The organism is Bacillus sp. USDA818B3_A (assembly GCF_009928415.1).
Taxonomy (GTDB): domain Bacteria; phylum Bacillota; class Bacilli; order Bacillales; family Cytobacillaceae; genus Neobacillus.
In genome coordinates, this window is the sequence record NZ_JAABNN010000005.1 from 1 (window position 1) to 21,526 (window position 21,526).

General features: G+C 40.5%; 25 protein-coding genes. 5 read left to right on the forward strand and 20 right to left on the reverse strand.

Features of this window, described 5'->3' with window-relative positions; translation table 11 throughout:
- Positions 1–115 precede the first annotated feature (115 nt).
- Complete coding sequence (locus tag GXK58_RS11265; RefSeq protein WP_160722812.1) at positions 116–916, reverse strand: RDD family protein; 801 nt, start codon at positions 914–916, stop codon at positions 116–118.
- Positions 917–1,030: 114 nt separating this feature from the next.
- Here GXK58_RS11265 and GXK58_RS11270 point away from each other — a divergent pair, with 114 nt between their 5' ends.
- Positions 1,031–2,005 carry a stage II sporulation protein M gene (locus GXK58_RS11270; RefSeq protein ID WP_160722814.1) on the forward strand — a complete coding sequence of 325 codons (975 nt, stop codon included), beginning with the start codon at positions 1,031–1,033 and terminating at the stop codon, positions 2,003–2,005.
- On the opposite strand, the gene GXK58_RS11275 is transcribed toward GXK58_RS11270, so the two are convergent.
- The 7 genes from GXK58_RS11275 to trhO form a co-directional block, all read right to left on the reverse strand.
- Entirely contained in the window at positions 1,986–3,344 is a 1,359-nt protein-coding gene (locus tag GXK58_RS11275) for a DUF58 domain-containing protein (RefSeq protein WP_237389635.1), read from the reverse strand. The two genes, GXK58_RS11270 and GXK58_RS11275, sit on opposite strands and share 20 nt — an antisense overlap.
- Positions 3,295–4,224, reverse strand: a complete 930-nt coding sequence (locus GXK58_RS11280; protein WP_160722816.1) for an AAA family ATPase — start codon at positions 4,222–4,224, stop codon at positions 3,295–3,297. Before GXK58_RS11280 ends, GXK58_RS11275 begins: the two co-directional genes overlap by 50 nt.
- Positions 4,221–5,357: a DUF4350 domain-containing protein gene (locus GXK58_RS11285; protein WP_160722818.1), complete on the reverse strand. Its 1,137-nt coding sequence runs from the start codon at positions 5,355–5,357 to the stop codon at positions 4,221–4,223. The genes GXK58_RS11280 and GXK58_RS11285 overlap by 4 nt, the downstream gene beginning before the upstream one ends.
- On the reverse strand, positions 5,341–5,991 hold the full coding sequence (locus tag GXK58_RS11290; RefSeq protein ID WP_160722820.1) for a DUF4129 domain-containing protein: 651 nt from the start codon (positions 5,989–5,991) through the stop codon (positions 5,341–5,343). Before GXK58_RS11290 ends, GXK58_RS11285 begins: the two co-directional genes overlap by 17 nt.
- Before the next feature lie 23 nt (positions 5,992–6,014).
- Entirely contained in the window at positions 6,015–6,929 is a 915-nt protein-coding gene (locus GXK58_RS11295; RefSeq protein ID WP_160722822.1) for a hypothetical protein, read from the reverse strand.
- A gap of 123 nt (positions 6,930–7,052) precedes the next feature.
- A complete protein-coding gene (pepF, locus tag GXK58_RS11300; protein ID WP_160722824.1) occupies positions 7,053–8,840 on the reverse strand; it encodes an oligoendopeptidase F in 1,788 nt (595 codons plus the stop codon).
- A gap of 148 nt (positions 8,841–8,988) precedes the next feature.
- Positions 8,989–9,939 carry an oxygen-dependent tRNA uridine(34) hydroxylase TrhO gene (gene trhO, locus GXK58_RS11305; protein ID WP_160722826.1) on the reverse strand — a complete coding sequence of 317 codons (951 nt, stop codon included), beginning with the start codon at positions 9,937–9,939 and terminating at the stop codon, positions 8,989–8,991.
- 199 nt (positions 9,940–10,138) lie between these two features.
- Here trhO and GXK58_RS11310 point away from each other — a divergent pair, with 199 nt between their 5' ends.
- Complete coding sequence (locus GXK58_RS11310) at positions 10,139–11,308, forward strand: glycosyl hydrolase family 18 protein (RefSeq protein WP_160722828.1); 1,170 nt, start codon at positions 10,139–10,141, stop codon at positions 11,306–11,308.
- A gap of 41 nt (positions 11,309–11,349) precedes the next feature.
- Here the strand turns inward: GXK58_RS11310 and GXK58_RS11315 are convergent, their stop codons facing one another.
- The 3 genes from GXK58_RS11315 to GXK58_RS11325 form a co-directional block, all read right to left on the reverse strand.
- The gene (locus GXK58_RS11315; protein ID WP_160722830.1) at positions 11,350–12,348 is read right to left on the reverse strand and encodes an LLM class flavin-dependent oxidoreductase; all 999 of its coding nucleotides are present in this window, start codon (positions 12,346–12,348) and stop codon (positions 11,350–11,352) included.
- Between the two features lie 6 nt (positions 12,349–12,354).
- Complete coding sequence (locus GXK58_RS11320; protein WP_160722832.1) at positions 12,355–12,639, reverse strand: DUF3219 family protein; 285 nt, start codon at positions 12,637–12,639, stop codon at positions 12,355–12,357.
- Between the two features lie 109 nt (positions 12,640–12,748).
- On the reverse strand, positions 12,749–13,852 hold the full coding sequence (locus GXK58_RS11325; RefSeq protein WP_160722834.1) for a metallophosphoesterase: 1,104 nt from the start codon (positions 13,850–13,852) through the stop codon (positions 12,749–12,751).
- Between the two features lie 207 nt (positions 13,853–14,059).
- Here GXK58_RS11325 and GXK58_RS11330 point away from each other — a divergent pair, with 207 nt between their 5' ends.
- Positions 14,060–14,422 carry a hypothetical protein gene (locus tag GXK58_RS11330; protein WP_160722836.1) on the forward strand — a complete coding sequence of 121 codons (363 nt, stop codon included), beginning with the start codon at positions 14,060–14,062 and terminating at the stop codon, positions 14,420–14,422.
- Between the two features lie 45 nt (positions 14,423–14,467).
- Here GXK58_RS11330 and GXK58_RS11335 read toward each other — a convergent pair whose 3' ends face one another.
- From GXK58_RS11335 to GXK58_RS11345, 3 genes are read right to left on the reverse strand one after another with little or no spacing between them, the layout of a single operon-like run.
- A complete protein-coding gene (locus GXK58_RS11335; protein ID WP_160722838.1) occupies positions 14,468–15,244 on the reverse strand; it encodes a dioxygenase family protein in 777 nt (258 codons plus the stop codon).
- A 23-nt stretch (positions 15,245–15,267) separates the two neighbouring features.
- Complete coding sequence (locus GXK58_RS11340) at positions 15,268–15,690, reverse strand: DoxX family protein (RefSeq protein ID WP_160722840.1); 423 nt, start codon at positions 15,688–15,690, stop codon at positions 15,268–15,270.
- Positions 15,691–15,709: 19 nt separating this feature from the next.
- Positions 15,710–16,357, reverse strand: coding sequence for an alpha/beta hydrolase (locus tag GXK58_RS11345; protein ID WP_237389636.1), 648 nt, complete (start codon positions 16,355–16,357; stop codon positions 15,710–15,712).
- A 234-nt stretch (positions 16,358–16,591) separates the two neighbouring features.
- On the opposite strand from GXK58_RS11345, the gene GXK58_RS11350 reads away from it, so the two are divergent.
- Entirely contained in the window at positions 16,592–17,131 is a 540-nt protein-coding gene (locus tag GXK58_RS11350; protein ID WP_160722842.1) for a helix-turn-helix domain-containing protein, read from the forward strand.
- A 45-nt stretch (positions 17,132–17,176) separates the two neighbouring features.
- On the opposite strand, the gene GXK58_RS11355 is transcribed toward GXK58_RS11350, so the two are convergent.
- The 3 genes from GXK58_RS11355 to GXK58_RS11365 all read right to left on the reverse strand — a co-directional run bounded on the left by GXK58_RS11355 (position 17,177) and on the right by GXK58_RS11365 (position 18,686).
- Positions 17,177–17,956, reverse strand: coding sequence for an alpha/beta fold hydrolase (locus GXK58_RS11355; RefSeq protein WP_160722844.1), 780 nt, complete (start codon positions 17,954–17,956; stop codon positions 17,177–17,179).
- Positions 17,957–18,050: 94 nt separating this feature from the next.
- Positions 18,051–18,299, reverse strand: coding sequence for a hypothetical protein (locus GXK58_RS11360; protein WP_160722846.1), 249 nt, complete (start codon positions 18,297–18,299; stop codon positions 18,051–18,053).
- A 105-nt stretch (positions 18,300–18,404) separates the two neighbouring features.
- On the reverse strand, positions 18,405–18,686 hold the full coding sequence (locus tag GXK58_RS11365; RefSeq protein ID WP_160722848.1) for a DUF1292 domain-containing protein: 282 nt from the start codon (positions 18,684–18,686) through the stop codon (positions 18,405–18,407).
- Between the two features lie 132 nt (positions 18,687–18,818).
- Between GXK58_RS11365 and GXK58_RS11370 the strand changes: the two genes are divergently transcribed.
- Positions 18,819–19,115 (forward strand): hypothetical protein, encoded by a 297-nt coding sequence (locus GXK58_RS11370; RefSeq protein ID WP_160722850.1) that lies wholly within the window; start codon positions 18,819–18,821, stop codon positions 19,113–19,115.
- 43 nt (positions 19,116–19,158) lie between these two features.
- Here the strand turns inward: GXK58_RS11370 and GXK58_RS11375 are convergent, their stop codons facing one another.
- From GXK58_RS11375 to GXK58_RS11385, 3 genes are read right to left on the reverse strand one after another with little or no spacing between them, the layout of a single operon-like run.
- The gene (locus tag GXK58_RS11375) at positions 19,159–20,532 is read right to left on the reverse strand and encodes a ferrous iron transporter B (protein ID WP_160722852.1); all 1,374 of its coding nucleotides are present in this window, start codon (positions 20,530–20,532) and stop codon (positions 19,159–19,161) included.
- A 2-nt stretch (positions 20,533–20,534) separates the two neighbouring features.
- On the reverse strand, positions 20,535–21,224 hold the full coding sequence (locus GXK58_RS11380; protein WP_160722854.1) for a FeoB small GTPase domain-containing protein: 690 nt from the start codon (positions 21,222–21,224) through the stop codon (positions 20,535–20,537).
- Positions 21,214–21,468 (reverse strand): FeoA family protein, encoded by a 255-nt coding sequence (locus GXK58_RS11385; protein WP_160722856.1) that lies wholly within the window; start codon positions 21,466–21,468, stop codon positions 21,214–21,216. Before GXK58_RS11385 ends, GXK58_RS11380 begins: the two co-directional genes overlap by 11 nt.
- Positions 21,469–21,526: the final 58 nt, after the last annotated feature.

Here is a 21,526-nt window from a genome sequence, read left to right on the forward strand (position 1 = left end):
ACTTACTCGGATTGGACTTTCACCAACTAGCAATTAACGGCTTGCTGGGCACGCAGAAGAAAAGGCCCGAACTCAAGTGAATTCAGGCCTTTTTTAATTTGTTGAGTTCCTTATCTTAAAGCTCAAATTCCCATTCGTCCTTTAAGATTAAATAAAGGACAAGCAGCAGGTCTTCTAATTCCCTTTCTGTTTTCTCATCCCAATCAAATCCTGTCTTTGCTAGCAGCAGATCAGCAATTTGTCTGGTCAGCTGATTTCGTTCCTCGATCGGCAGCTGCACAAAACGATTTGCATAGGTACTGATTAATTTCCAATCCTTAGCTGTAAACGATTTTAGCGTCCATTCATCTATCGAAACATCGTCTTTGCTAAGTCCTCTCCGATTGATTTCTTTTTCGATTGGTGAAGGCTTCTTCTTTTTGGCCTTCCGTTCATGGACGACAATGGTACCGGCCACAAGGTCCCCGAGCCGTTTATGTTTCGGATGAAAAAAGACCATAATAATCCCGAGAAAATAGGCAGTTGGGAGCGAATCAATCAAACGAACAAGATTACGAATGAAACTAGATAAAAGCGTAATGCTGTGACCATTTTCTTGAATCACTCGAATTCCGACCATTTTTTTACCGAAGGTTCGCCCGCCGGTAAAAAATTCACAAAAGAAAAAGTACCCCCAATTGAGAAGAAACAAACCGATGATGACCATTGCGATAGGAAATGAACTATCCCAAAGAAAAATAGACAAGGATTCCATGCCGTCCATCACAAAATAAAGAATCACAATAATCAAGATATTTACGAGCATTAGCAAGACCCGATCGATAATAAACGCGGCTGCTCTGCTTCCTAATCCGGCAATTTGAAATTGAATGGCGACATATTCTGGTGTTTTTATATCTAAATGGTCTTCTATCATTAAGTTTTCCCCCTTAAAGCTGATGTTTTCTCAAGTTATGGTTTCTATTTTTCTACTATTTTTCTATAATAAGGGAAAAGCAAATCTACATCGCTCCATATAAGAGGTGTGAAAATGAATATCAAGCAATTTGTCAAAATGCACCGTGAAGACTGGCAGCAGCTAGAACAATTAGTCACTAGTTTAAGCAAACGGAAAAGGGCTTATACGGGAGAAACCATTAGCCAATTCCATCGGCTTTATCAAAAAGCAGCCCAAAATCTCTCCTATAGTCAGACCTATTATCCCAATGAAGAAGTAACCCCCTACTTAAACGGCCTTGTCTCCAAAGCACATAACCTTTTGTATAAAGACCAGGTATCGAGCTTTAAGCAGATTCGAACCTTTTTCAGCACTCAGTTTATTGGCTTATTGCTGGAACAATGGAAGTTTGTTGTGGCCGCCATGGTGTTATTTTTAATCGGTGCTGTGGGAAGCTTTATGTCGGTGATGAATGATCCGCTCCATATTTATTCGATTCTCCCAGCGGAAATTTCTCAAGGCGTGGATCCAGGCCAACTAGGAAAAGGAAGGGGCGCTGTTGATTCCTCGCTGATGTCGGCGAGTATTTTGACTAACAATATTCAGGTTGCCATCTTTGCCTTTGCCGGGGGGATTACTTTTGGCCTGATAACCATTTACTTAATGGTCTACAATGGAATCATTGTTGGTGCACTCGCTGCCCTGTTTTGGCATCATGGCAAATCCTATGATTTCTGGGCCTATATTGTTCCGCATGGGATGATCGAGCTTACAGCCATCTTTATCGCAGGCGGTGCCGGACTTTTGATGGGTTATAAGCTCTTTGTCCCAGGCCATTACTCAAGGGGCTGGCAATTAAAACGTCAGGCTAAACGGTCCATCCAGCTGCTCCTTGGTACGCTCCCATTGTTTGTGATAGCCGGCATTATTGAAGGGTTTATTACACCTGCCAAAATTTCATTGGAAGCAAAATATACCGTTGCCTTCTTGACGGTAGCTGGACTTATCCTATACGTAATCATCGGAAAACTTAAACTAGCGAAAACAGCTATAAAAGATTTTGATTGATCATCTGAATATAATGAGAAACGGCGGTAACCGCCAATTTTTCCTCCCGGGCCTCTATCAACTGGAGGCCCCGTTTTTCCCATTTGTTCTTCTCCCGCTTTTTAATCAGAACCTGCTGCTGTGCCATACTTTTTACCATTGCCTGCTGAACCGTCTCAGGCATTGCTTTTACCCTGTTCACTAAAGTCTCATCTTCTACCCCAATCATAAAAAACATATGGCGCTGACGAAGCCGCTGTATATAGACGAGAGCACTTTCCTCATGTAAAAAAGTCGACACATCGCTGAATAATAGAAGCAGGCTGCGTTTCTTTTGGACGGATTCCAAATACCGTAAAACGGCTCCATAATTGGATTCGGATGCATTTACCTCTAAATGGTAAATCGCTTGTAAAATGGTTTGTAAATGTGGCAATCCCTTTGCAGGCGGTACATAGACGTGGATCTCTTTTGAAAAAGCAAGCAGGGAAACATAATCACCTTTTTTCAGTGCGGCCGCACTCACCGTCAAGGCTGCTTCCAACGCTCTTTCTAATCGGTTTCCCTTCTTTAATTCGGCTCCCATCATCCGTCCGCAATCAATTAAGATCGTAATATATTTACCATGCTCCGGTTCGTAGTCATTTGTCATAACCTCATGCAGCTTGGCTGTTTGCCGCCAGTTGATCTTGCGGGGATCGTCGCCGACTACATAACTGCGAATCTTTGCAAAATCTCCGACACCGCTTTTCTGTCTGCGGATGTTTAAACCTTCGTATTTTAAAAAGCTTTGAGCATTTTCTAAGTATTGTTTTGTTTCCGTTAAATCGGGTATGACTTTAACCGATTCCGTTAATTCAACAGTGGTCTGTTTTTCCCAAAAGCCAAAGCGGCTGCCATAGCGAAAATAAAGTTTATGAACTTCATAATTTCCTCTCACAAAAGCAGTGGTATGGTAAGTAATCACTGCAACTGAATCCTTTGGGATCTCTCCCTTAAGCGGGAACGGTCTGTCAAAGGACTGAGGCAGCCCATCCACCACCCGGTAAAAAAGAGGATATGTGGAGGCATTGCTTACCTCCAAATCGATAGGATAAGTAATTCCCCTTTCCAATTCCTTTGGTATAGTCCTTTTAAAGGAAAGCTCACGTTTGCTTGGTGAAAAAAGCAAATCCAGCAGACTGATACATACGGTTAATAGATTAAAGCTGATGACAAAAGTCCATGAAAGGCCAAACACCGAGCTAATCACTAATAATAGAGAAATAGTGAGGTAAACGAATAGAAAACGTTTGGCTGGCAGGATCCCTCTATCTTGGAACAGGAACCGAGCCCACAAGCTCTTCAATAACTTGGTCAACGGTGGCTCCCTCCAATTCTATATGCGGGGATAATTGGATCCGATGTCTTAGTGCAGGCTTAGCCACCATTTTAATGTCATCTGGCGTCACATAGTCCCTCCCCAAGAGATAGGCCCAAGCTTGGGCTGCTTTACCGATCGCTATACCTGCTCTCGTGCTTGCCCCAAACCGAATCGATTCAGACTCACGGCTTTTTCTTACGATTTGCAGAATGTAACCTAATACCGTCTCGCTTACGGTTACCTTTTCAATTTCTTTTCGAATCGCGATAAAAGTCTCCATGTCCAGGATGGATGAAACAGGATTCTTGTCAAAGCTGTTCTCGATCACCATTTTCAAAATATTTTTCTCCTCTTCAAAAGCAGGAAAATCGATGTAAAGCTTAAATAAAAAACGGTCTTGCTGTGCTTCTGGCAGCGGGTATGTACCTTCAAATTCGATCGGGTTTTGCGTGGCGACCACAAAAAATACATCCGGCAAACGATAGGTTTCCCCCTGGATCGTTACCTGCTTTTCTTCCATCGCCTCTAAAAGGGCTGCTTGGGTTTTTGCAGGTGTCCGGTTAATTTCATCAGCTAATAAGATATTAGTGAAAATCGGTCCCTTAAGTGTCTGAAAAGTGCTCTCTTTCATGTTATAAATCGTACTGCCCGTAATATCACTTGGCAGTAAATCTGGAGTGAACTGGATCCGGTTAAAACTGCCGCCAAGCAGTCCTGCAAGTGTCCGGACCATTTGTGTTTTACCTGTGCCAGGCACTCCTTCTAAAAGGACATGACCGCCAGATAAAATAGCGGATAGAAGCAGCCTTAGATTTTGACCTTGGCCTAAAATTCGCTCTTCATATTTTTCTAGGAGGGATGATAACTCTGTTTTCATGATTCAACCTCGTTTCGTAATTTCTCTAGTTTTCTTGACCACAAAAGATATTCCTGTTTATTTATATTTTCCCGGCTGAGAATGCCGGCTAAGCCGCTCAGAAAAGTTTGAATCTCATGAACAGGCATTTCGATCCATTTTCTTTCAAAGTACGGAGTAAGGTCCCGCCATTCTTTGTTGTATGGCACCTGCCATCGTTCTTGTAATAATAGCTTTACATAGTCGGCCTGAATCTTGAGTGAATCCTGGTAACGACGGCCTCTTAAATACCAAGCCGCAATCGCCTGGATGCTCTCATCACTAAAACGAACCCACTCTTCCCGGGCTTTTAACAGCGGTCCAAACCGTTTCCCCTTATACCATAGCCAGAAAATTAACAGAAGAATTCCTTGGAAAATAAGAACCAAAAACCACATCGGATAAACGGTTAAAACGGTCGATTCATTTTGACCAGCATGTATATATTCATCAAACATAAGGCTGTTAGGATTTCCTTGGTTAAAGAGTTGAAAACTAAGCGCCAAATGGTCTTCTTTTAATAATTTGTCATTCGTTATCCACTCAGGAGTAATGGCAATAATCAATTGTCCATCACCATACGCTCTTTTAACCGCGATTGCGCCTTGCTGATCAAAAAGCAAAATGTCATCGTTCTTATCTGTACGAATTCGAACGTCTGATTGAACTTCAGCTCGATACGTGTGATGGTGTGGGTCTTCGATTTTCTTTGGTTTATCACTTTGAGAAGGAACGGTTGGAATAAAATCTGTCTCAACATTGAACATCCCTTTTGGATTACTTTGCATCAGCAGAATCGTATTTCCGGCTTTCATAAAATCGATATAGGACTTCATGATCTTTTTTTCAGGAGTAAATGCGGGACCAACCATGACAAGCATTTGCTGACGTTCCTGTTTTGGCAGCAGGGTGGGCGAATGGTTCCAGGTTTTTACCTCTTTTTCCTTTTTTAGATATGTATATAATGCCTTTACACCAGTAGGAGAAGGAGAGGATGTGACATAGTCAGGATAGGGTTCCGGCTTTGGCTGGTAGGCAAAATAACTGACATTTAAAAAGAACAGTAGGAGTACCAGAAACCAAATCCAGCCGCGTAGTTTAGACTGATTCTTCATTGTATAGGTTCCATCCCCTTTCCCCCACTGCGTCGTTAATCTTAGTTAGAAAAGGTTGATATTCTTCTGGACTAACATTGTGTTCCCCGTACGTCACAATCTCAAAAAAGTGAGCGAGCTCATTAAATTGATCTGCTTTCTGCTGGTCTACTTTTCTTAGTTCCTCATAGTAATCCCAATTCGTTTTCCAGATTCGCGCCTCAAGCCACTTCTTCCCGTGATAAAAGAGAAGCATGGCAAGAAAAAGATGGCGGGTTGCTTCTTTTAAGTCCCCTCGTGATTCCAGGTCCGCCGCCTCTTTTAGGTGCCGTTCTGTGGTCCAGTTTCTATCTTTGATTGATTGAAGCGGCTTCTGACTACGCAGCAGCCGATTACGTCTCGTATTCCGGATGAGAACAAAAGCAGTGACCGCTAACAAAAGAATAACAATCACAATAATGGCAATTAAAATGATGCCTGAAGCACTGCCAGCAGATGGGATAGAAGGGAATAATTTTTCCAGCTGATCTGAGATCCACTCTCGCGCCTTTTCCCACCAAGTTTCAATCAAACCTTTGGAACGATAATAAACTTGATATTCTTCTTTTTTTAATATTTCTTGTATCTCATCTCTTGCTTTATTTGCATCTAACATAACCATCACCTAACATTAGGTTTTCAAATCGACTGATAATCTTCTATTAACTCCTTTAAATCCTCGGCATCATTTCTTGTTTTTAAATCAAGATACATAATCCCATAGCCTATTGAAAAAATCATCGTTGTGAAAAGAGAGGCCATATTTGAGATTAGCCCTAAAAGGACACTGTTTCCTAAAAGTGCTCCAAAAGTGACTTGGATGGCAAAGCTAATGATTGTGACAATTAAGTAAAATACAATGTAAAGACCGAATAAGGCCCATGTTCTCTTCCGCGACAGCCGCCAGCTCCGAGCAAATCCTGGCGATACCTTATCAAGGACAACCGAACCAAAATAAAAGCTCCAGCGAGTAATAAGCAGACTCCCGCCAATTGCGAAGCCAATGAATAACACGATCCCGGTCAAAATCCCTAAAACAGGGTGGACAGCCGCAGCCAAAACTACCCCTGATAAAGCAACAATCAGAATCGGTATTAAGAAAATCCCTAAAAGCATAAGTCCAAAAAGAATAGAGCTGCCAAGCATCGGCCAGAACCGGCGAAACGCCTGCTTTATTACTGAGCCTGCCGTAAATTCTTCCTCGTTCCGGATATGATTGATGGCAAATAATACGGCTGCTTCAGCAACCGGAAAAAGCAAAACACTTAATAAGACAACAACTATTAAGCCAATATCCGCACCTAAAGAACTTGAGTCAAACGAGCCGGACTCCTCAAAGCTTGAAAGTATTTGTTCATACCATTCCCCGCCAGTCCCAGTCTCTCTAAAAAAGCTTGTTCCTGTGGCCGTCTGAATGATCGCTTGCAGCAAGTATACTGGCCCCATAAAGACAATTAAAATCATAAAAAATTCCTTAAAACGATTTTTGCTTAAACTAAATGTATGATCTAATATTTCTCCAAATCCTTTTGGTTTTGAAAATTTAGCATCCAAATCGTTATCCTCCTAAAATTTGTTATAAGTTATATTTTAACAAAACTTAAGTGTAAAAAGCTGTAAAAATACGCAAAAAATGGCCAAACTCTTAAAATTTGAATTTGACCACTTTTTCTTTATTTATATATGTGAGAACTCTTCAACAAGCTCTCCGAATCGTTTAAGAGCTTTTTGGATGGGATCTGGTGTAGTTAAATCGACTCCGGTTTTCTTTAATAACTCCAGCGGATAGTCGGCGCTTCCGCTTTTTAAGAATTCTAAATAGGAGTCTAGTGTCTGTTGATCTCCCTCTAGAATTTTTGTCGCTAAATGAATCGCGGAGGCATAGCCTGTCGCATATTTATAAACATAGAATGGACGATAGAAATGAGGAATTCTTGACCAGCCATATTTGACTTCGTCATCAAAGACAATCTCTTCCCCGTTATATTCTCTGAATAAGGTTTCGTACGTTTGATTGAACACTTCCGCATTCAACGGAATCCCCTTCTCAGCCATGTCATGTGTCTTCATTTCAAACTCAGCAAACATCACTTGAGTGAAAAAAGTTCCCTTAAATTGGTCAATAAAATGATTGAGCAGGTGTTTTCGCAGTTCAGGATCTTTTTCATTGTTCAATAAATAGTTGATTAACAGGACCTCGTTCACTGTCGAAGCTACTTCTGCCACGAAAATGCTGTATCCCGCTGTGATTTGCGGCTGGTACTGCGAGCTTAGTTTGCTGTGGACCCCATGACCGCACTCATGAACCAAGGTGAATAAACTGTCCAAATCATCCTGGTGATTTAAGAGAATATACGGATGGACCCCATACACTCCCAAATTATAGGCTCCGGAACGCTTCCCCGGTGTTTCCCGAACATCAATGTACCGGCCATCTTTAAACTCTTTTAAAATCGTCAGATAGTCTTCCCCTAGAGGTGCCAGAGCTTTTAACATCGTTTCGTAGGCTTCTTCATAGGAAATCACTTGCTTCACCCCGCTGACTAGCGGGACACTCATATCGTATTGCCGGATTTCATCCAGATTCAACTTCTCTTTGCGGATTCTAGAATATTGGTGCATCGCAGCAATGTTTTCTTTGGTGGTTTGAATCAGATTTTCATAAACCTCCCGAGGGACATTGTCGCCGAACAGCGCTTTTTCAAGTGCAGAGGGATATTGACGAATACCCGCTAACGTGACATTATTCTTAATCGCAGCTGACAGTGTGGCGGCAATCGAGTTTTTCAATTGTACATACGGCTGATAGTACGCCTTATAGGCTTCCCTCCGCTTTTCACGGTCTTCGTCTTCGATCAGTTTCGAGTACATCCCTCGTGTGAGTTCAACCCGTTCACCATTTTCATCCGTTACTTCACCAAATTTAATATCGGCATTGTTGATCATCCCGAAAGTATGGCCAGGAACCGATAACGCCTCTCCTAATTGGGACAGGATTTCTTCTTGCTCCTTGCTTAACACATGCTTTTTGTAGCGGAATGAGTCCAATAAATCTTCTTCAAAATAAATGAGTCTTTGCTCTTCTTTTATAAATCCCTTTAATGTTTCTTCTTCTAAGCTGAGTAAATAAGGCATAAAGAAGGACGTGGCAGCACTGACTTTTACACTTAGCTGTTTCGCTTTATCTAAGTATGATTGCGGCTGTGTTTCTCTTGTATTCTCGTCCACACTTAACATGGCATAGGCATAGACCTTGTTAAAATGGTAGGATAGTTCTTCTCTTTTTTTCAAATACTCAAATAAAGTTTGACCGTCATGAATATGACCGTCGAATTTTTTTAAATCGGCGGAGATTTTTTCAATGAGCTGGTAATCCTGCTCCCATTTACTGATATCAGGATAAATATCGGATAAATTCCACTTTTCATGGACGGGGACTTCGTTTCTGTTTTTATAGCTGGTCATAAGTAAACTCCCTTCATGCTAATCTTTTTTTAAAATTGTAACGCACTCACAAGTATATTCCATATGTATCAACGTTTATCCTTTTTTATGTTAGATTTCAGGGCCTATATAGGAAAAGCAGGTCATCACCATGACCTGCTTTCACATATTAGTTATGGCTTAATGCCAATAATCTTTCATTTACTTCTTCTTCAGTTAAACCGTGCTGCGCTACATAGCGGTTTCTTGGATGGACACGGCATTCATGTGAGCAGCTTCGTAAATGTTTGTGTTCATTTTCTTCTGAGCAAAGGATTTTTTTGTTACATTCAGGGTTTGCGCAGTTGACATAACGCTCACATGGTTCGCCGCTAAAGTAATCCTTGCCGACCACCACATGCTCTTTACGGTTAACCGGCACACTGATTCGCTCGTCAAACACATAAAGCTGGCCATCCCATAGTTCCCCTTGAACTTCTGGATCTTTACCATAAGTAACAATTCCGCCTTCTAGCTGCGCTACGTCTTCAAAGCCTTCCTTCTTTAACCAGCCAGAGAATTTTTCACAGCGAATTCCGCCAGTACAATAGGTAAGAACTTTTTTACCTTCAAACTGTTCTTTATTTTCTCTAATCCAATCTGGGAGGTCGCGGAAGTTTAAAATATCGGGGCGAACGGCTCCTCTGAAATGACCAAGATCATACTCATAATCATTACGGGCGTCGATAACAACCGTATCTTCTCTTTGCATAGCCTCAAAGAATTCCTTTGGCTTCAAATGCTTACCTGTTAACAAATTAGGATCGACATCATCTTCTAATCTTAAGGTAACTAGTTCTGATCTAAAGCGTACTTTCATTTTTTTGAAAGCATGTTCTGATGACTCATCGATTTTAAACCAAGTACCTGTGAATAATGGATGCTCGTCCATATACTTCATGTAAGCGTCCGTTTGTTCGACGGTGCCTGACACCGTACCATTGATTCCCTCAGAAGCAATGATAATCCGGCCTTTTAGTCCTAAGTCAATACAAAATTGACGGTGCTCGTTGGCAACTTCTTCAGCATTCTCAATTGGTACGTATTTATAATAAAGTAATACTTTATATTCTTGATTCATTATTAACCACCCTTAAATCTTTATATACATAATGTGCTAGTATTCAACATTAACCTTATGATTATATCAGAAACCTACAAACCTTTCAAATCTGATTACCTAGGTAAGTAATTCCGTCCGTACAAAGGTGGATATTACCAGCTATTCTTTACGGTGAATCTGTTACAATTTTTATAGAAATAGAAGGAGGAATTCATTCATGAAAAAAAGTCATCTCCTCCTAACCATGGTAATTGTTCTTACCTTCCTTGGAGGAATTTATACAGGGATTCAATATAAATCAAATGAGTCTGAGAGCCAAAAGACAGTTAAATCGGCTAAAGTGCCAAAGTCATCCATTAACCCTCAGACAAAAGAGCTACCAAATGTCGAAAAAGCACCTTCTAAAGTTGTCATCGGTTATATGCAGGATTTCCGTGATCCAAACCAAGTGGACTATAGTAAATTAACTCACGTCATCTTCTCTTTTGCCCATCCGGCAAAAGACGGCGGGATCTCACTGAATGGCGATGCGGCTTTAAAAAACCTGCGGACAACCGTAGCCAAAGCAAAAAAAGCAAATACGAAGGTCATCTTAGCTGTCGGCGGATGGTATCACATGAACGGCGGGGAATCATACCCATACTTTAAGGCTGCCATCTCTAATCCAACTTCACGGACAAAACTAGTTAACGAGCTTACTAGTTTAGCAGACCGTGAGAATCTGGATGGAATTGATATTGATTTTGAACATCCACATTCAAAAGCGGACGCCGTCAATCTTGCTGCTTTCGCAAAACAGTTAAGCGGGAAGCTGCATGCTAAAAATAAAGAACTCTCCATTGCTGTTTATTCAAAAATTCATGCCGTCACTTTAACTGAGATTGGTTTTGTTCAATATGAGCCATCCATGTTTAAAGATGTTGATCATGTTAATATCATGGCATATGACGGACAATATGACGATGGCTATCATGCGGCTAACCTCTCACCATATCCGTTTACGGAAAGAATAGTGAATTATTGGAGCCAATTATTTGAAGAACAAAATATCTCAAAAGAGAAATTAGTACTTGGGGTTCCTTTTTATGCCCAGCCAACCGATCCTAAAATTAAGCAGGTATCCTACGATACCATCATCAGTCAAAATCCGGCCAATGCCAATCATGACACCGTTAAAATGAATGGAACTACTTATTACTATAACGGTGCCGCAACCATGAAAAAGAAAACCCAGCTTGCTTTAAACAATGGGTTCGGCGGTATGATGATATGGGAGCTCGGCCTTGATGCAAAGGGGACAAATAGTTTAACCAGTACCATTTCTGCGGCAATCGATAATGCTGCAAATTCTCCAGTAAAATACTATACGGTCGTAAAGGCCCAGTAACACAAAAGGCTGTACACTCCACTACGAGCGTACAGCCTTTTTTATGCATGAAAAGCTTCTTCAGCAATCAATTGATAGGATTTCACTTTGTCTTCAGGAGAATGGGTAATCGTTACAAGCATCAATTCACCTGCTTGATACTGGGAAGCTAATTCATTTAGTTTATTAACCACCTTTTTGGGGCTTCCAATAGCAATATTTCTCTTCATTTTTTCTAAAGTCTCTCGTTCTTTATCATCTAGTTCATACCGCTTTGCTTCAGAAACTGACGGAACACCACTTTTCTCCCCTTTTCCCCTATGCAAGGACCAGATCAGCGGACTTAAGGCAATCTCTTCCGCCTTTTCATCCGTCTCCGCACAGATTACATTTACTGTAACAATCACCTCAGGCTTTTGTCCTTGTTTCCGCGGTTTAAAAGCATCTAGATATTGTTGAATAATCTCTTGACCGTCGTTTTCACTCATAAACTGTCCGAACGCATAGGCCAGCCCATTTTCTGCGGCCAATAAAGCACTTTTTTTACTAGTTCCGAGCAACCATGGAGCAGGCGCGATGGGTGGGATTGGTGATGCGGAAAGGTTTTTAAACTCATGATCTGAAGGAAAATTATTTTCTAAGAAGTGCATCAGGTCCTTTACCGACTTGGGCATATTCCAGACCTGTTGTAAAAAGTTATCGGATAATGCATTGGAAGCTTCAGCGGAACCGCCTGGTGCTCTGCCAATTCCAATATCGATACGTCCGGGAAAAAGCGTGGCAAGCATATTGTATACTTCTGCTACTTTATAAGGCTTATAGTGCGGCAGCAAAACGGCACCAGACCCGATGCGAATCTTAGAGGTATTAGCCCCAATATAACTCAACATCACTTCTGGGGCAGAACAGGCAAGTCCGGGAAGATCATGATGCTCTGCAATCCAATAACGGGTGTACCCGAACTTCTCCCCCATTTGGGCCAGCCTCATCGATGCATTCAGTGCATTATAGGCAGTTTGATTGGACGAAATTGGCGCTTGGTCTAGAATACTTAGTTTCACGGCGCCTCACTCCTTTGTTTCAAGCAGACTAAGTTTAAAAACCCCCACCTGTTCCTTTTCATATAAGTTTGTAATTGAAGTGGAGTATTGGTGAATGGCCGCCTTAAACGCCAATTGTCTTTCAGGTATTTTCACATCGAAGGTTCCTTGATAAAGTAATGTTGTGATATCATGGTAATCCTCGCTTGTAACTTTGAAAGTCACATCTATTTTATATAAATGATTGATGTTTTCTTCTTGATAATCGTCCAGCTTAATCAGGGTATCATTTAATATCAATTCTGTTACCATTTAAATCGTCTCCCTTCGTTCCATGTAAAGGATAGCACTTGGGAATATCCCAAGCAAATAATGCACTCAATTAAAAAATCCCGAATGATCATCCATTCGGGTAAATGAGTTATTTATTAAAGGTGACAGTAATTTTCAAAATTTCCGAGCGGCTGCCAAGTCTAATTGGTGTTCCCCATAATCCATATCCAGAAGAAACAATCGATTGAAGGGTTCCTTTTTTCAAATAGCCCCAGTCATTTTCATAAATTTTGTCGGTAATGAAATTCATTGGGGCGATTTGGCCGCGGTGGGTATGGCCTGATAGCATTAAATCGATACCGTAGTTTTTGGCAATATCTAAATCATACGGCTGGTGTTCAAGTAATAGCAATGGTTTTGATGCATCCACCTGCTTTAATAACTCAGGCAGTTTGGCGCGGACAACATCCTGATAGCCCCGATCCTTCCTGCCAATTAAGGTAACACCATTCTCTAACTCGACTACCTCATCAGCAAGAAGCCGCATCCCGCTTTCGTTAAGTATCTTATAAAGGTCAACTTCATCATCACGATCATGGTTACCTAAGGAAGCATAGACGGGCGCGTTGATCTGTTTTAAAATATCCGGTATTCCTTCATCAAGGAAGGGCTGTACATCATCATCGATGATATCTCCGGGAAAAATGACAAGATCAGGGTTCATGGAATTGATTTTATCGACTAGTTTTTTGGCCTGTTTATCACCTGACAGCATCCCAAAATGCATATCACTTGCCATGGCAATCGTTATGGTTTGTTTGTCCTTCACTTGTTTTGGAATATTAATGGCATAGTTTCTGACAACCGGGCTGTATGCATTAAATATTCCATAACTAAACAAACCAGCCACCACGGTAAGTGTTACTATCCCTGTGTTCTTCGTTACTGCTGTTTTAGAAAGCGTAGTGTATTTTTTAATAAGAAAAACGGTTAAGTTTACGAATGGCAGCAATAGTAACAAAAAATAAAACAAGCCGAGCCATATTGCGCCAATCCACGTGATGAAAAAGTCTTCGTTAAAAAGCCGGCCCAGCATAAATGAATAGGCAAAGAAAAGCAGAACAAGCCAGTAAACGTATTTAAAGACTGGCCGCTTTTCACCCCAGATACTTTTTATCCATTTCCAGCCATTCCAGCCGATATAAAAAAGAAGTAGATTATAAATCAGTACTACGCCAATGATGAACCACACGAGTTAATCCCCTCAACTTTAAGCGTTTTCCTTAATTAGACCTTATTTCACAAATTTTAACAACCAATAGGTCTTTTTATTCTGAATTGACATGATTCTGACACAAAAAATGCCATTTGTCGAATTATTTTCCAAATTTTTTAAAGGAGATTGTCGAAAAAGAACGAAATGAATTAAATAGATTTTAAAAAGGAGGAAAATGTAATCATGAAAAAATTATTAACTGTGATTGGTGGACTAGTAATAGCAGGAACGTTGTTTATTACATCTGGGAATACGGTTAAAGCATCAGAAAATGAAGAACCCTGTACTTGCCACGATTTAAAACCGCTCCAAGGACCCGAAAGAAATAAGCTTGTTGCAGATTTATTAAGCAGTAAAGAATTTAAAGCAAAGAAACATGAACTTTTATCATTAGGTTATAAATGGAACGGTGCACACTCAATCGAGGTAATGGTACCTATGGAAGGTGTTACCATGATTGGAGTACCTTTTGTTAGTGAAGATGGAAATTCTTATATGTATGTATTTATTAATGGAGTATTTACTGAACCCGTTGTCCCTTTATAAAAATTAAAATTCCCAACAAAAGAGTTGGGAATTTTTTAATAAATTTCAACCAAACTGCCAAACACTATGACTCAAGTTCCCATACCGATAACTACGATGCAGCAACTCAGCTTTCTTTCCATCATCTGCCGCACCCATCGCATAGAAAATAGGGATAAAATGCTCATTTCCATATCGAGGCACAGCATGATCTGCATTTGGCGCAAGCGAATCATACTTAAACAATGACTCTAAGTCCCAATTTGCCAGATGAACAGCAAGCCAATCATCAAATTCCTGGGCCCACTGATCGATACCATTATCAGCCCATTTCACCGCTCTTAAATTATGAACAGTACCCCCGCTTCCCACTACTAAAACATCTTTTGCTCTTAATGTAGCAAGCGACTTCCCTATTTTATATTGTTCTTCCGGTGAAAGGTTAGGATTAACTGACATCGCAATGACAGGAATATCAGCGTCCGGATAAAGTAAACGAAGCACAACCCATGCACCATGATCCAAGCCGCGCTCCGTTTCCACCTCAAATTCAATACCATTTTCCTTAAACAATTCCTTAATTTCATCAGATATCTGTTGGTCACCCTGTGCAGGATATTGAATCTGATAAAGCTCAGGCGAAAATCCGCCAAAATCATAAATAGTGCTGTAAGAATCCACTTCACTCACTTTTTGAACTCGTGATTCCCAGTGGGCAGAAAATAATACAATCGCCTTCGGACGCGGTAAATTTTTGCCTAACTTCTTTAAGAATTCAGTGTACTCATTATTCTCGATGGCTAACAATGGCGCACCATGCGCAATAAACAAAGATGGCATCATTTTCCTATAACCTCCTGCTCCCGTTAAAAGGATTTAGATTCAGACTTTTGTCCTTTAAAAATAACCTGATCAAGTGCAAACATTTTACTGCCATTAATCGCAATAACGATAGCCATTGCTAATAAGGCTAAATCAAGTTCATAACCTGCCATTTTCCCATCACCTAAAAATCCGACAGCAAGCTTCACTTTAACTGTTGCACCAATCATCACTAACGCAAGTAAAGCTGAAACGAAACGGCTTCCTAATCCTAGTATCAACGCAATTCCGCCGACCATTTCGATGGATGCGACTGCATAAGCCAAAAATCCTGGTAAGCCGATCGCATTAAACCAACCTACAATATTCTCAATTCCCCCTTGGAATTTAACTAATCCATGAACAAAAAACGTCATTCCTAAAACAACACGTAAAATAAATGTACTAACCTCGAATTTTTTTAACATTTTTCCTTACCTCCACTTTTTATTTATCTAATTGTTCAGATATCCATCTGATCAATTCTTGATGATTTTGTTCAGAAACAGAATGTCCCTCTGGATAAGTCCGGAACGTTACATTTGCACCTAGCTTGCGGAAATATTCGTCATTCGCCACTCCCCATTCAAAGGGAAGTACCTGGTCCATCTCACCATGTGAGATGAATAGGGATAGCTGGTCAACAGGCTTAATGTTATATTCATCCTTTACAAAAGCAGGAACATACCCGCTTAAAGCAACGATTCCCTTAATACGGCTTCCTAATGTTACCCCCAAGGTCATTGATAGAATGGCTCCCTGGCTGAAACCCAGTAAAAAGAGTTGTTCGTTATCTAAAGGATATTGTCTGCAGGCGTAATCAATAAATTGAGTGAGCTTATTTACCCCTTCATCAAATACCTCGCGATGTGGTTTTCCATAACCTTGAATCGTAAAAAAAGCATAGCCTGGAGGCTGTGGCAAATGGCCGCGGATACTAAAAATAAAACATTTATTTTCAAATCCTTCTACCAGAGGCAGCATGTTCTTTTCGTTACTGCCAATTCCATGCAAAAGAAAGATGGCCGGATAGGTTTGATCCGGTTCAATTTGTGCAGGCTGGCGAAGTTCATAAATCATAGGTGCTGTCATCATTTCACCATCCCTTTCTAAATTGTTTATTATTTTTAGTGTTTCCTAAAAACAAATAATTCATATAGAATAAAAAGATTCATATTAGTAAACAACTAAACAAAAAAATAAAGCCCTTTGTTTTTAAATATGAACTTTTGTTGTTTATAGGATAACAATAGATAAACTAGCTTGTCAATTATTTTTTTGCTAATATATAAATATGTTCTATATTAGAAAACTATAGAGGTGGACCATTTGGATATCGGCGCAAAGATTCGTGCGGTACGAAATAGAAAAAAAATCACCATTGCCCAGATGTGTGAAGCAACAGGACTTTCAAAAGGGTTTATCAGTAATGTAGAAAACAACAATACTTCCCCGTCAATCAACACATTACAGACGATCGCAACTTATTTAGATGTACCTCTGCCCTACCTGCTTTTAGAAAAAAAGCAACATATGCAGGTGGTACGAAAAGAGGAACGAACGTTTTCTACCATGAATCAATTAAAAATTGAGCACATTTCTTCAAAAGGCGGCTTATCGTTAAGAAGTGTGGAATTTCCACCTGGCGCATCGATTGGCGATGCCCATGCACATGAGGGGGTAGAATGCCATCTAGTTTTAGAGGGAAAAATTCTCGCGGAACAGGGCGAAGATTCCTTTACTCTGGAGAAAGGAGATTCCTTTAGCTGGAATGCAAGTGTCCCCCATACCGTTACGAATATCGGAACAGAACGAGCAGTTGTCCTGATTGCCGTCCATTCAAATGACAAGCTAAGCGACTTGTTTTAAAGGTAGAAGGAGGAACTCCCAAAAAAGTACCTCCTTCTAAAACACTTATTTTACAAAGTCCTTAATAGCGGCAATGAGGTCGGATGGATTTTCATACATACTCATATGACCAGAATCCTTAATAATGACTTGTTTAATGTTTGCTTTACTCACTGAAAAAGTTTTTTCAGTCGGTATAATCTGATCTTTTTCCCCCGCAATTAACAGCACTGGTAAGGAGGCAGCTTCAAGTACCTTATTCCGATCAGGCCTGTCTCTCATTGCAGCCAATGTAGCCATCGCACCATCGGGAGGTGTTTGGTACCCAATTTCTTTGGCCGTTTCCACATATGCTTCATCCAGGTGATCGGGTGAGAAAAGTTTTGGAACAAGCCCATCAATTAACGACTGTATTCCCTCGTTCTTCACTTTTTCAATATTGGCTGTTCTTCCTTTCTTTGCCTCTTCCGCATCTGGAAAAGCGGTAGAATGAACAAGTGAGAAACCGCTTAAAGACTCACTGTACTTCTCCGCAAACGCCAACGTAATGTAACCCCCTAAGGAGTGGCCAAACATGGTAACTTGGTCTAGATTCAATTTTACCAATAACTCTTTCATCACATCTGCTATGTCGCTAATCGAATAGTTCTGTAAAGCTGTCGTGGATCCTCCATGACCTGGCAGATCCGGAGCAATAACCCGATAATTTTCCGATAAGCTCGGAATGATTTCTGACCAATATCCTGAACTCCCACAAAACCCATGAAGAAGCAGGATCGGTTTTCCAGCCCCCTTGTCTATGTATTTAATCGTAGAATCATTTAATACTGCACTTTTCTTTTCCATATTCGATATCACTCCTTTTTTATTTATCTTATAATAGCCACGACGTAATCAATAATAAAAAGCACTACTTCTTAAAAGAAGTAATGCCATATGTTTACCCTATCTGCTCTTCATTCAATTCATGAGTCAATAATGATCTTTTATTTGGAATGACCGTTAAATTCGATTTCTTTAATAGATATTGCATATGTTCGACAGGCATGGAACCATGTCCTTTACTGTCCCCTAAAATAAATTGGACTGTGATGCCATTATAGCTTTTCACCGTCATGGTTTCTGCAGAATTGAAAAACCCTTTTGCATTTTGCGAAATTTGATACCTATTACCTTCTTCGATTAACATGAATGAACTCCTTTTTATTTACTCTCTGTTAGTATGCCAATTTTAAAAATATACATACATAATTTTCCCAAAATAAAAAGAGAGGTACATTCCTCTCTTCGATCATTATTCTTCCGCTTCTTCTTCATCCATCATTTCATCAAATGCGGCTGAAACTTTGTCAAATTCCTCATCGCTTTCAATGGCGGAAAAATCACCCTCTTCATCCACCTTTAAAAAGAAGATATCGATATCCTCCTCCGTTTCTTCCTGCCTTACGTCATCCGCAAAAGCAACAGCCACATAGTCATTTCCTTCAATTGTCATCACACCAAGAACTTCTACTTCCTGCTCTTCATTCGTTTCATCACTGATGGTAAAGATTTCGCCTACTTCAATTTTGCTCATAACTAACTCCCCTTTTCTTTCAAAATAAATGTTACAGACAGTATCTCATAAAATCTTGTCCATACCAAATTTTACCCATGTTATTATGGTACTATAAAGCAGAATCCGATAAATTTTAAGGGAGAATTAATTATGCATTCAAAAGAATTAGAAGAAAAAATCATTCAACACTACCAAGGTGAGGAAAAAATGATGATCCTTGTCTTTGCCCAGTGGTGTATTAATCACAGCCTTAATCCCGAAGAATTATATTTACGCGCCTACCCATCCCAGTCTTCCAATCCGGCATTAAAAGAAGCAATCGAGTTAACTGTTCCAAAAGAGGAAGCAGGAGAAATTGCCGACCAGACGTTACTCGGTGTACTTTCACTATTCGGTAATGATGACCTTGCATTTGTCGTAACAGAGGAAATACAAAAAAGAAAATAAACCAAGACACCAGTTTCCACGAAAAAACTGGTGTCTTAGTTTTTTACAGAATACCCAGCCATCTAACTGTTTGAGTAATCACTAACGGAACAAGGATCGCAATGACAGTTGGAATCAGAAACGCTAAAAACGTCCATTTCTTGCTCTTTGTTTCTTTATAAATATTCAGGAGAGTCGTTCCGCATGGATAATGCAAGAGGGAGAATAACATCATATTCAAGGCTGTAAGCCACGTCCAGCCATGGTCAAGGAATATTTTCTTCAAATCGACCAGATTATCCACTTCGGTTAACGATCCAGTGGATAGATATCCCATCAAAAGGATTGGCAGAACAATTTCATTGGCCGGCAGACCTAAGATGAACGCCATCATGATATATCCATCAAGGCCAAGCAGCTTGCCAAACGGGTCTAAAAAGTTTACAGCATACATGAGAATACTCGTATCCCCGATAAAAATATTTGCAAACACCCAGGTCAAAATCGCGGCAGGAGCTGCTACTTTAACCGCGCGAACCAAGACCGACCAGGATTTGGTTAAGGATGAGCGGATGACCGTATCAAGGATTTTCGGTTTCCTGTATGGCGGCAGCTCTAACGTATAATGGGTCGGCACCCCTTTAAGGGCCGTTTTTGATAGTATCCAAGATACAAAGAAGGTCACGATGATGCCAAACAAGACAATTCCGACGATTACCCCTGTGGTTATTAAGGATTTTATTCCCCCTGTAAAATTAGCAGCCATAAATAACGATGCTAACAGAATCAAGGTGCCCCAGCGGCCATTACAAGGAACAAAATTATTAGTTAAAATAGCAAGCATTCTTTCCCGCGGCGACTCAATGATTCTAGTTGAAATGACGGCGGCCGCATTACAGCCGAACCCCATTGCCATCGTTAACGATTGTTTTCCATGTGCCCCAACTCTCTTAAAAAGCCGATCCATATTAAAGGCAACTCTTGGCAGATAGCCATAATTCTCTAAAAGCGCGAAAGCTGGGAAGAAAATGGCCATCGGCGGAAGCATCACACTAACTACCCATGTAGTCCCTCTATATAAACCTAGTACAAGAATGCCGTGAAGCCAATCCGGTGCATGAAGGGCATGAAAGAGAACTGTTATTTGTGACTCGATATATCCAAACATCTCAGCAAGCATGGATGATGGGATATTGGCTCCAGCAATCGTCAGGTAAAACAGAACGCCTAACATCGTGATCATGATTGGAAAGCCAAAAATAGGAGAAGTGAAGATCGAATCAAGTTTTTCTGTCCGGGTATCTTGTTTTGACTTGGTAAAAGTAATTCCTTCTTTACATAACTGACGGCTTTGTTGGTATAGCTGCTGGACAATGTCGTCGCGCAGCTTTTCATTGGACAGAGCTTGCGCCTCTGAATATAGCTCCTGAATACTCATATCTACACCACCTCTGGTACAAATCTTTTATTCAATTCTTGAAGCAATGCCTCGTCACCATCTAGTAATCTTAAAGAAACCCATCGTGATGATAAATCATCCCCAATCAGTTGCCGGACCTTAGGTTCAATCACTTTTATCTTTTCTTCAATTTCATCCGCATACTTTGTCTGGACGGGATTACACTCAATTTTTCCTGTTACGATGCGGTCAAGCGTATCAAGAAGCATCGGGAAGCCCTTTTTGTTCCGGGCTGAAATTTTAATTACAGGTACGCCTAAGCGGTTCGTTAACAGCCTTTCATTGATGTGGATTCCCTGTTGTTCAGCAATATCAATAAGATTAATGCAAATGACTACATTTTTTGTCATCTCTAATACCTGTAAAGCGAGATTGAAATTACGCTCTAATGAGGTCGCATCCAAGACGACGAGCGTGACATCTGGCTTATCAAAGACAATATAGTTTCTAGCAACCTCTTCATCTGTTGAATTGGAAAAAAGTGAATATGTCCCGGGAAGATCAATTAACTGGAAGGTCTTATCCTTGAAAGGAACGCTGCCCTCTGCAAGGGTAACGGTTTTCCCTGCCCAGTTTCCGGTATGCTGTCTAAGACCTGTCAGCGCATTAAATAAGGTGCTTTTTCCTGTATTCGGGTTACCTGCTAATGCGATTCTGTATTCATTCCCCATTTGACAACAGCTCCCCTTCGATTTGTGAACTTTCCTCTTTTCTGAGGGCAATCGTCGTTTGACTGACGCGGAAGGCAATCGGATCACCCAAGGGACTCTTACGAACCACTTCAACTAACGCTCCTGTCACAAATCCAAGATCCAACAGTCTTCTTCTCATCACACCTTCTAGATTTAAGGATGTTATTTTGATTAAATTCCCTTTTTCACCATTTACTAATTTGATTTTTTTAGTATAAGCCATCTCTCTTTCCCCTTTTTCAAAGTTTTTACCGTGCGCAACTTTTCTTTAATTATATGTA